Genomic DNA, 3,015 nt, shown 5'->3' with positions numbered 1-3,015 from the left:
AATCCTTCGTCACCTTACTATCCCACCAAGTTTCGTTCGGTTCAAAATCTTCGGATAAAAATTCCACACGTTCCGCCTCCAGTCTGGGCATAAGGACGTCGATTCTTTCCTGATGTTGCTTTTTGGCCAAATCGGCGTCGAAACTCGTATCCTTGCCCGGCATATTGGCATTGACCTTTTCGAGATAGGATTGCAATAGGTCACTCAACCTTTCGGCTACGTCCTTATTTTCGGATAGTACATCCGTTTGTTCTCCGGGATCTGCCTTCAGGTCGTAGAGCTCTTGATGATCATCCTCATAATAATGGATCAATTTCCATTTCCCCTCACGGACCATAGATGACGGTTCGCCGCCTTGGTTGCCATAGTGGGGATAGTGCCAAAACAGGGGTCGGCCGACCAAAGTCTTTCCTTCGAACAACGGTTTTAGACTGACACCGTCCGCATGTTGTTCGGGTCTTAAGGGAATGTCGGCGAAATCGAGGAGCGTAGGATAAAAATCCGCCCCCGTTACCGGATAATCGATCGAAGTGCCGTTCTTTAATCCGGGCACTTTGATAAAGTACGGCTCTCGAACGCCCCCTTCCCATTGGTAGCCCTTTCCTCCTCTCAACGGAAGGTTGGTGGTCGAAAAGGCATCCCCGGAGGCTACTCCGCCATTGTCAGAAGTAAAGACTACAATGGTATTTTCATCCAAGCCCAATTCCTTTAATTTATCAAGAACGAGTCCAACGGCATCATCCATTTGCTCTACGAGTCCTGCATAAACGGGATTGTCCTGCACGATCCGGATGGGTAGTACCCGTTCCATTTCGTAGCCATGGTCTTTGATGCCCATTTTATCGGCCTTGTCCCGATATCTGCGCCATTTTTCTTCCGTAGTTTGAATCGGACCGTGAACGGCATAGAAAGACAGGTAGGCGAAAAAGGTGCTGTCCTTATTTTTTTCGATAAAGTCGGATGTTTCCTTGGCAAGGCGCATCGACAGGTTCTCCCCTTTTTCCTTGTTTTCCAAATTTGGGTTTTCCCAAGGCGAGAAAAAACCGCCTTTAGGGCTACCGACCTCCCAACCACCTTTGTTTATGTCAAAACCATGGTCTTCGGGCCAGGAGCCCTTTTCGCCCAAATGCCATTTCCCGGCAAAGAAAGTGTGGTATCCGTTGGCCTTCATAGCCTCTGCCAAGGTAGTGTCCTTTGCGGGCAAATCGTGGACGTAATCCGCGGGAAGCACTTTATCGTTATGGTTCTGTTTGCGCCAATCGGTACCGGAAGCCGCCCCGATCCAGTCGGTAATGCCGTGGCGTGCGGTAAATTGCCCGAGCATGATACTCGCACGCGAAGGACTACATACCCTGCTTGCGGCATAGCCTTGGGTGAACTGGGTGCCTTCTTTAGCAATCTTATCGATATTGGGAGTCTCGTAATAGGTGCTGCCCGTGACACTTAGGTCATGGATGCCAAAATCATCGGCCAAAATAAAGACGACGTTCGGTTTTTTCGGTTTTTCCGTCGCCTCTTTCTCTTTGCAGCCAACGAAGATGAGCAGGCCAAGTATAAACGTTAACCTGCCTGCCCCTAGCTCGCCGACAGTCAAGCGATAGGCTGCCCTATACAACTTTCTTGAATTCGATTGCAGTGTTGGCATAGTTCAATACTATTAGGTTAGTTTTCGTTTTTCGCATTATTTTCCACAAGGCCCAGTATCCCCAAATAATCTAAACAGGCCGCCTTTACATTATAGTTGCGGTCTGGCATTTCCTGCACTTCTTTTACGGTTTCAAGAAAAGGCTGTTTCTCATCGAGGTACAACATGCTGTTCAGGGCAAGCAAGGCCAAATGCATGTTATCGCTCTTAGAGAATTGCTTTAGGCTTTGCTCGGCATCGGCATCGTTGAAATAATCGTAAGCCATGGCGGAAGCCAATACGACAACGGGCGGATACGAATCGTCCATCGCTGCTTCTATTTCTTTTTTATAGGATGTAATATGTTCTTCAGGATGACTTTTTAGTCCGGTTATGGCCCAATATCGGACTATCGGGTTTTTGCTTTTCAAAAGTTGCACCTGTTCCTTTAAAGTGGATACGACCCGCTTTCCGGATAGGGATGCAGCCTTATAGATTTCCTCAAAGGGATATTGACCACCATCTTCCCGAAATGTATAGGGAGTGGTGGTTTTCGAAATTTCCCCCAACTCGTATTCCGTTAAGAAATGGACGTCTTTCGCTTTCCGCAGCTTATCATTTAACTGTTTGCCCATTCTCTGTAGGATAGGCGCGAAATTTTTATCCTCCGCTAAATTAATGGTTTCCCAAGAGTCGTTCTTGACATCGAACAGGAATTCCATGGGCCGGGGTTCAAAAAGACTTTTTTGGAGGGAATCCAATACGTTGTCCGCAAGATCACTTCGCATGTGATTCGCAATATCACTTATCTCGATATACCGGATATAGCGCATTTGGGGCAAAAACGGCATGAAATTCCGTGAATACACATATTGGCCGTCGGTAATGGTTCGCACCATATCGGGACCGTTGTCCGCTCGATCCGAAGACAATAGCAAATGATTCGAAGGTTTGATCCTTTCCTTGCCCAATATGGCCCTTCCCTTTAAATATTGAGGACTTTCGGCACCGGCTAGACTAAGCACCGTCGGGGCCAAGTCTTCAAAGTTCACCAATTCATTGGCAACTTTCCCACCGGTTCCCCAAGGTGAAAGCTGTTTGTACTTTTCGGGAAAGCGTATTATAAAAGGCACGCGATATCCATAGTCGATGCCGTTTGTCTTTCCGCGGGGCATTCCCTCGCCGTGGTCGGCAAAAAAGAAGATGATGGTGTTGTCGTAAAGACCATCGTCCTTTAATTTTTTAAGCAGTTCGCCGATACGGATATCCGTCAAGGCAATTGCGTTGTAAACCCTTGCCATCTGCTTGCGCATCTTGGGAGAGTCGCGGTAGATGGGCGGCATCTCAAAAGCGGTATCGGCAATAATTTCTTCTTCGGGCAAATGCTCCCT

2 protein-coding genes are annotated in these 3,015 nt (G+C 47.7%); both read right to left on the bottom strand.

Going from position 1 to position 3,015, the window contains the following annotated elements; translation table 11 throughout:
- On the bottom strand, positions 1–1,645 hold a 1,645-nt coding region (locus tag ACEW8S_RS10545; protein WP_373518115.1), incomplete at its 3' end, for a sulfatase.
- Positions 1,646–1,662: 17 nt separating this feature from the next.
- Positions 1,663–3,015: sulfatase-like hydrolase/transferase (locus ACEW8S_RS10540; RefSeq protein WP_373518114.1), on the bottom strand; the 1,353-nt coding region annotated here is incomplete at its 5' end.

Source organism: Pricia sp. (assembly GCF_041745955.1).
Lineage (GTDB): Bacteria > Bacteroidota > Bacteroidia > Flavobacteriales > Flavobacteriaceae > Pricia.
Note: the sequence above shows the minus strand (reverse complement) of the source record. Positions and strands in the feature narration are given on the sequence as shown.